Source organism: Streptomyces sp. S6 (genome assembly GCF_054880855.1).
Map to the genome: position 1 here is coordinate 1 of NZ_JBTYMC010000330.1, position 6,960 is coordinate 6,960.

Annotated in this window: 5 protein-coding genes and 1 pseudogene; 1 reads left to right on the forward strand and 5 read right to left on the reverse strand. The window is 69.3% G+C overall.

The window, feature by feature from the left end; translation table 11 throughout:
- Positions 1 to 741: pseudogene (locus ACVNF4_RS30055) on the reverse strand (tetratricopeptide repeat protein); the annotation flags it as partial.
- A gap of 153 nt (positions 742 to 894) precedes the next feature.
- Between ACVNF4_RS30055 and ACVNF4_RS30060 the strand changes: the two are divergent.
- Positions 895 to 3,933 (forward strand): BTAD domain-containing putative transcriptional regulator, encoded by a 3,039-nt coding sequence (locus tag ACVNF4_RS30060; protein WP_461806033.1) that lies wholly within the window; start codon positions 895 to 897, stop codon positions 3,931 to 3,933.
- Positions 3,934 to 4,183: 250 nt separating this feature from the next.
- Here the strand turns inward: ACVNF4_RS30060 and msrB are convergent, their stop codons facing one another.
- The 4 genes from msrB to ACVNF4_RS30080 form a co-directional block, all read right to left on the reverse strand.
- Positions 4,184 to 4,591 (reverse strand): peptide-methionine (R)-S-oxide reductase MsrB, encoded by a 408-nt coding sequence (gene msrB / locus ACVNF4_RS30065; RefSeq protein ID WP_461806034.1) that lies wholly within the window; start codon positions 4,589 to 4,591, stop codon positions 4,184 to 4,186.
- An 11-nt stretch (positions 4,592 to 4,602) separates the two neighbouring features.
- Positions 4,603 to 5,991 (reverse strand): UDP-N-acetylmuramate--L-alanine ligase, encoded by a 1,389-nt coding sequence (gene murC / locus ACVNF4_RS30070; protein WP_461806035.1) that lies wholly within the window; start codon positions 5,989 to 5,991, stop codon positions 4,603 to 4,605.
- 73 nt (positions 5,992 to 6,064) lie between these two features.
- Positions 6,065 to 6,538, reverse strand: coding sequence for an indole-3-glycerol phosphate synthase (locus ACVNF4_RS30075; protein WP_461806036.1), 474 nt, complete (start codon positions 6,536 to 6,538; stop codon positions 6,065 to 6,067).
- A 151-nt stretch (positions 6,539 to 6,689) separates the two neighbouring features.
- Positions 6,690 to 6,960 (reverse strand): dihydrofolate reductase family protein (locus ACVNF4_RS30080; RefSeq protein ID WP_461806037.1); only part of this gene is annotated, 271 nt, incomplete at its 5' end.

Genomic DNA, 6,960 nt, shown 5'->3' on the forward strand with positions numbered 1-6,960 from the left:
GCCGGCGCAGGCGCGTGCCATGGCGAGCGCGGCCTCGGGTTCACGCTGGACGCGGTCCGCGCCGACGCGGCGGCTGAGCAGTTCCATGGTCTCCCGGGTGGCCAGTGCGGGAAGTTCGAGGAAGGAGGCGCCTTCGGGGCCGAGTCCGGTGAGGCGGCTGCGGCTCGTCACGACGGTCACCGCGGCGGCGGATCCGGGGAGCAGGGGGCGTACCTGTGCGGCGCTGCGGGCACTGTCGAGGAGCAGTGCCATGCGGCGTCCCGCTGTCGCCGAACGCCACAGCGCCATCCGGCTGTTGAGGTCGGCCGGCACCTGGTCGTGGCCGAAGGAGCGGAGCAGTTCGAGGAGGAGTTCGCCGGGGCTCGCGGGTCCTTCGGGTGAGTGGCCGCGCAGGTCGGCGTACACCTGTCCGTCGGGGAACTCCGCCACCCGGCCGAGGAGCCAGCGCCGGGCCAGTGTCGTCTTGCCCATCCCGGCGGGGCCGCTCAGGACGACGGTCACGGGGCCGCCGTCCGCCACGAGCCCTTCGAGCAGGTCGAGTTCGCCGGTGCGGTTGACGAAGTGGCCGGGTGCGGGGAGCAGTTGGCGGGGGACGGCCGGGGTGGCCGGGGTGTGGAAGTGGATGCCGCCGGAGACGTCCCGGGCCTGGACGACGGGACCGGTGAGGCGTGCGGAGGTGCCGATGCGGTTCTCGACCCGGGCGGCGTGGTCGTCGTGGTTGTCGTGCGGGGGCTCGGGCATATGCCATTCCTACCCTGATCGCCCACACCCAAAGAGAAACGAACAGGAATTGGCCATAAATAATGTCAACCGACTTTCGCATGTGAACACTTACGATCACATGTAATTCTTATCTCCTCCGAAGTGTGGTTCGACCCTCGAACGGAGGAACCGGTGGACTTACGGATTCGCGTGCTGGGATCGGTGGAACTGCACGGGAACCAACAGATCGAAACACTCGGTTCGACAAAAGACGCGGTGATCATCGGCTGCCTGGCCCTCGACGCGGGCCGCCCCGTCTCCACCGACGCCCTGGTCCAGCGCCTGTGGGACGACACGCCGCCCGCCCGGCCGCTCGCCAACCTCTACACGTACATCGCCCGCATCCGTCGCAGGCTGCGGGACGTGGACGCCGAGGGCTGCCTGGTCCAGCGGGCGCACGGCTACCTCCTGGACATCGACCCGGACCACGTGGACAGCCACCGCTTCCACCACCTCCTCACCCAGGCCCGCGCGCTGTCCGACCGGGGTGCGGACCAGCAGGCGCTGAGCCTGCTGAGCGAGGCGGAGACGCTGTGGCGGGGCGAACCGCTGGCCGGGCTGCCGGGGCTGTGGGCCGAGAACATCCGGGGCGTCCTCACCGAACGCCGCCTCTCCGCGCAGCTCATCCGCGCCGACATCGGGCTGCGCGAGGGTCACTTCGCCGACCTCGTCCCGGACCTGACAGCCCTCGCCGACGACCACCCCGCCGACGAGGCGATCGCCGCCCGCCTCATGACGGCCGCCTACGGCTGCGGGCGCCTCGCGGACGCGCTGCACGTGTACGACACGATCCGCCGCCGCCTCACAGAGGAACTGGGCGCCGACCCGGGCGAGGCGCTCACCCGCCTGCACCACCTCATCCTCAACGGGGTCCCCGTCGACACCCTGCTGAACCGCCCCGAGCCCACCGTCGCGGCACCCCGCACGCTGCCGAGCCATGCCGAACTGGTGGGCAGGAAGGCGGAGTTGGCGGAAATCGTGCGGCACGCCACGCAAGTCTCGGCACCCCGGCACATCATCGCCCTCCAAACCGTGTCCGGCATGGCCGGGGTCGGAAAAACGCTGGTCGCGCTCCACGCGGCCGAAAACCTCGCCCCGCACTACCCGGACGGCCTCCTCCACCTCGACCTGCGCACCCACTCCCCGGGCCAGCAGCCGCTGACCATCACCTCCGCTCTGACGGCGCTGGTCCGCGCCTTCGGCGTCCCGGCCTCGTCACTGCCCGCCGACCCCGACGCCCTCGCCGCCCTGTGGCGCGGACTCCTGGACAGCCGCCGGGCCGTCCTGATCCTCGACGACGTACGCGACACGGAGCAGCTCCGCGCCCTCCTGCCCGGCCCTTCCCCCTCGCTGGTCCTCGTCACCAGCCGCCGACGCCTCACCGGCCTGCCCGGCCTGCGCTCCGTCGAACTGGACGTCCTGCCCACCACCGACGCGATCGCCCTCTTCCGGTCGGTGGCCGGGCACGAGCGGACGGAGCAGGCCAACGAGGTCGCCGACATCGTCCGTCTGACCGGCCATCTCCCTTTGGGCATAGAGCTGGTCGCAGGCCGTCTCGCCTCCCGCCCCACCTGGACCACCGCTCATCTCCTGCGCCGCCTCACCCGGAGCCAGGACCGCCTCAGAGAGATCAGGGACGGCGCACGGGGAAGCATCGCCGCGGCATTCGACATCTCGTTCCGCGCACTGGCGTCCGAAGAACGGAAAGTTTTCCGGTTTCTGGGACTCCGGTTAGGTCCGACGATCGACGCGTATGCCGTGGCGGCCCTCGCCGATCTTCCGTACGACACCGCGGAGAGCATTCTCGAATCGCTCTTGGAAGCGCACCTGATACAGGAGCCGGCCACCGAGCGTTTCACGCTGCACGACCTGCTCGGTGAATACGCGCGCACCCTGGCCCTGTCCGAGGAATCCGCATCCGCCAGAGAACAAGCCGTCTTCCGGCTGGCCGAATTCAGCCTCCAGGCAGCCGACGCGGCGGACCGGCTGGCCTATCCCCGCCGTCTGCGCGCGGACCGCGCCCACCCCTCAGACCGCTCTCTTCCCCACTGGACCGACGCCGCCTCGGCCCGTGACTGGCTGGCGGCCGAGCGCATCGCCCTCATGGCCGCCGAACGTCACTGCCGGACCAGCGGACACCCCCGCGAGGCCGCCCTCCTCGCCAGTTCCCTCGCCGCGTTCCTCGACGACGACGGCCACTCCACCGAATCCTGGCGCATGCACGCGGCTGCTGCCGAACACTGGCGCGACATCTCCGACCGGCACCACGAGGTGCATGCCCTGATCGACCTCGGCAACTCCCTGACCTCGTGCAATCGCTACGACGAGGCCCTCACCGCCTACACCCGGGCTCTGGCCGGTGCCGAAACCACCTCCGACACCGAGGCGACCGCCGAGACGCTCCACCAACTCGGCACCCTCTACTGGCACCTGGGTGAACTACCGGAAGCGCTGTCCTATCAGGCCCGGACGCTCGCACTGCACACAGAGACGGGCGACAGGTGGCAGATCGCCCGCTGCCAGAACAACATGGGCATAACTCACCTTTATCTGGGAAATTTCACCAAGTCAGAGGAAAACTTCGAAGCCGCACTCACCGGCTTCCGGTCGATGGACATGTATCGCTACGCGTGCACACTGAACAACCTATCCGACCTCAGACTGCACACCGGAAAATCACCCGCCGCTCGAGAACTCCTGCACGAATCACTGGCGATTCTCGGCGAGATGAAAATCCCCTCGGAAATAGCAGTCACTCAAGTCAACCTCGCGAACACCATGGAATCACCGCGAGACCTCACCGAAATGCTTGACCTGTATCAGGATTCCCTGGGTATATTCCGTCGACTCGGCGCCCGAAAAAACGCCGCGGAAACCCTGCACGCCATGGGAACCGCCTTTCACGCGGCGAAGCGCTTCGCCGAGGCCGCCGACCGGCACAGCCACGCTCTGGAGATGGCGCGCAGCGTCGGCGCCTCCCACCAAGCAGCCCAGGCGCTCCACGCGCTGGCCCTCGCCGAGCAAGAGCTGGGGCAGTCGGAAGCAGCGGAGACCCACCTCACGGAAGCCATCACACTGGCCGACCGAACCGGGGCCGCACACGAGGCGGCGGGGGCGCGAACGAGTCTGGCGCACCTACGGAAGAGGCGGGGAACGGATCCGCGTAGCTGATCCGGTTGGACACCACACCCCGATTTGCCAACCTCGACAAGTATCACGTAGGACTTACTCGACCCTTTATTCGCCCCTTGGGGGTTCGTGTAAGTCGGGAGTGGTCTTGTACAGCTCGTTGTTCCACTTCGCTGTCGTCACGCTCAACATCTGCATCCCAGTACTGACGCAGCGGTAAGAAATACCCGGCGCGACCGGGTGCGGTGACAATCGAACCCCCCACACGTCACCGCACCCACCTCCATGAGCGTCAGCCCTCCGTCGGCGTCAGCCTCAACGAAATCGAGTTGATGCAATAGCGCTGATCAGTCGGCGTCGCATATCCCTCACCTTCAAACACATGCCCCAAATGCGACCCGCACCGCGCACACCGCACCTCCGTCCGCACCATCCCATGAGACCGGTCCGCGATCAGTTCGACCGCCTCCGTGTCCTTGGGGTCGTAGAAGGACGGCCAGCCGCAGTGGGAGGCGAACTTCTCGGTGGAGGTGAAGAGTTCGGCGCCGCAGGCGCGGCAGGAGTACACGCCGACCGTCTCCGTGTCGGTGTATTCGCCGGTGAAGGCCCGCTCGGTCCCGGCCTGCCGCAGCACCGCGTACTCCGCCGGGTTCAGCTCCGCGCGCCATTCCTCGTCGGTCTTTTCGACGTCGTACGACATGTCAGCCCCTTCTACTGCCGAGACAGGTGGTCCAGGATCACCGGGCCCAGGTCGGTCACGTCACCCGCGCCCATGGTGAGAACGAGATCACCGGGCTTCGCCATTCCCGCGACCAGCGCCGGTGCGGAGGCTTTGTCGTGGACGGCGGTGACGTCGGCGCCGGCCGCACGGGCCGCGTCGATGATCAGGGCGCTGGTGACGCCGGGGACCGGGTCCTCGCGGGCGGGGTAGATGTCGAGGACGACGGAGGAGTCGGCGAGGGAGAGGGCCTCGCCCATCTCGCGGCCGAGCTCCTGGGTCCGGGAGAAGAGGTGGGGCTGGAAGAGCACGAGGATCCGGGAGTCCCCGGCGGCGGCGCGCATCGCCTCAAGGTCGGCGGTCATCTCGGTGGGGTGGTGCGCGTAGGAGTCGATGACCTGCACCCCGGCGGCCTCCCCCTTCAGCTGGAGACGCCGCTTGACCCCGGTGTAGGACGCGATCGCGGGCGCCAGCTCCTCGGCGGGCACCCCCAGCGCCGCCCCCGCCGTCAGCGCGGCGACCGCGTTCAGCGCGTAGTGCCGCCCGGGCACGGACACGGTGAACGTCAGCTCCCGCCCGTCCAGCAGAACCGTCACCTCGCTCTTCAGCCCCTGCGGGACGACGGACAGCACCCGGACGTCGGCGTCGGCGGCCTCGCCGTAGGTGACGACCCGCACGCCCTCCACCCGCCGCGTCAGCTCCCGCGCCCCCTCCTGGTCGGCGGAGACGACGAGCGTCCCGCCGGGCACGATGCGCCCCGCGAAGGTGACGAAGGAGTCGTAGATCTCCTCCATGGACGCGTAGTTGGCGTGGTGGTCCAGCTCCACGTTGAGCACGATCGCCACCTCGGGCGCGTACTTGTGGAAGCTGCGGTCGGATTCGTCGGCCTCGGCGACGAAGATCTCCCCGGCGCCGTGCAGCGCGTTGGACCCGGGCGCGTCCAGGTCCCCGCCGATCGCGTACGACGGCTCGCGGCCCAGCGTGGACAGGGAGACCGCGAGCATCGAGGTCGTCGTGGTCTTGCCGTGCGTGCCCGCGACGGCGATCGGCCGCAGCCCGTCCATCAGCGCGGCGAGCGCGTCGGACCGGTGCACGACCGGCACCCCCAGCTCGGCCGCGCGCACCAGCTCGGGGTTGTCCGCGCGGATCGCCGAGGAGACGACGACGGCACTGGCGTCGTCCGCGAGGTGGCCGGCGGCGTGCCCGATGTGGACGGTCGCGCCGAGCGCCCGCAGCGCCTGCGCCGTCTCCGACTCCTTGGCGTCGCTCCCGGCGACCTTGGCACCGCGCTGGGTGAGGATCTTGGCGATCCCGGACATCCCGGCCCCGCCGATCCCGATGAAGTGCGGACGTTCGAGGGAGGCGGGAAGGCCGGGTGCCATGGCGGGTACTCCAGAGGTCGAGCCAGAACAGGTCAGTCGGCCCAACCCTAGCCGGGGCATGCCCCTCAGGGCTCTACACCTTGCTGTGCGAGAACAGCTTCAGCACCGGCACCCCCACCTTGTGCCGCGCCCGCGAGGCCCAGTCGCGGTGGAAGAACTCCTCGACGTAGTGCGGATCGGTGAGGACGATCACCTCGTCCGCTCCCACCTCGTCGACGACGCCCTTCAGCGCGTCCAGCGGATGGTCCTCCACCAGCCGCCCCTCGGCCGTGCTGCCGGCCGCGCGCAGGGCCGTGAGGGAAACGTCGAGCGCCTGCTGCCCCACGCTCCGCGCGGCGTCCCCCTCGGGGGTGTTCCGCTCGTGGACGGCCTCGTCGAGTTCGCCGAGGGCGACGTCGTCGATGGCCCGCAGCAGCCGGTCCGCCTGGTCCCCGCGAGGCTGGAGCAGCACGTGGAAGGTGACGGGCTCGTCGCCGTGCAGGGTCGTGACGAACTCGACGTCGGCGGACGTCAGAGCTTTCTCGATCATCAGAACGCTTGTGAACACCAGTACCCCGCTTCTCCTTCGAGGACCCCCGTGGCCCTGCGGAAACCATCCTTCCCCGTGCTCGCACGGGTTCTGCCGAGTCATAGTCTGCCCACCCCGAGCTAAACGGAACGACACATTCCGCCTTTTTGACAGCTCCGGGGTGTCGGGCTCACGTTCCGGAACCCCCCACTCCCCTTTGATACCGCCCGAAGAGGAACCCGTCCTCCTCCAAAAGGGACGTCAGTGCGAAGCGCGCCGGGACCTCGACGGGCGGTCCGTCGGTGATCCGCTGGGCCCCTCCGGCGGTGAGCACCGGCGAGAGCGCGAGGCACAGCTCGTCGAGGACCCCGGCGGCGACGAACTGGCCGAGCAGACGCGGCCCGCCCTCGGTGAGGAGGCGCGTGAGGCCCCGCCCGGCGAGTGCGCCGGGCACCCGCGCC

Bases quoted from the DNA above. Each gene is read 5' to 3' on its own strand.
- msrB (WP_461806034.1), bottom strand. From the start codon at position 4,591: ATGTCGTACGACGTCGAAAAGACCGACGAGGAATGGCGCGCGGAGCTG.
- murC (WP_461806035.1), bottom strand. From the start codon at position 5,991: ATGGCACCCGGCCTTCCCGCCTCCCTCGAACGTCCGCACTTCATCGGG.